The organism is Mesorhizobium sp. M2C.T.Ca.TU.002.02.1.1 (assembly GCF_003997225.1).
Map to the genome: position 1 here is coordinate 1 of NZ_RZTO01001595.1, position 380 is coordinate 380.

Below are 380 nucleotides of genomic sequence, written 5' to 3' on the forward strand. Positions count from 1 at the left end.
GATCGGCCTTGAGCACGATCTCGATCAGCGCGTCCTCGGTGCCCGGCGCTTCCTGCGCCACCTGGCCGATGCGGGTGCTCTTCGGCAGGCTGATCGAGCCTGTCTCGGACGGGAAATCGCCGGTGATGGCCTTGAACAGCGTCGTCTTGCCGGTACCGTTGCGGCCGACAAGGCCGGCTTTGGTGCCGGCCGGCAAGGTCAGCGAGGCATGGTCGAGAAGCAGGCGTCCGGCCATGCGGAGCGATAGGTCGTTGATGATCAGCATGGCCGCGCTTTTGCACCGGACATCAACGCTTCGCAAGGCCTTGCGGGCCAGTTGGCCGCACAAGGCCTCGAAACGACGCCCGCGAGGGCGCCGTCAAAGCAGCCGAACGGTGGCT

General features: G+C 66.3%; 1 protein-coding gene. It reads right to left on the reverse strand.

The genetic code is table 11. The annotated features are described in order from the left end of the window. Positions 1–265 (reverse strand): ATP-binding cassette domain-containing protein (locus EOD07_RS37475; RefSeq protein ID WP_164773009.1); only part of this gene is annotated, 265 nt, incomplete at its 3' end. Positions 266–380: the final 115 nt, after the last annotated feature.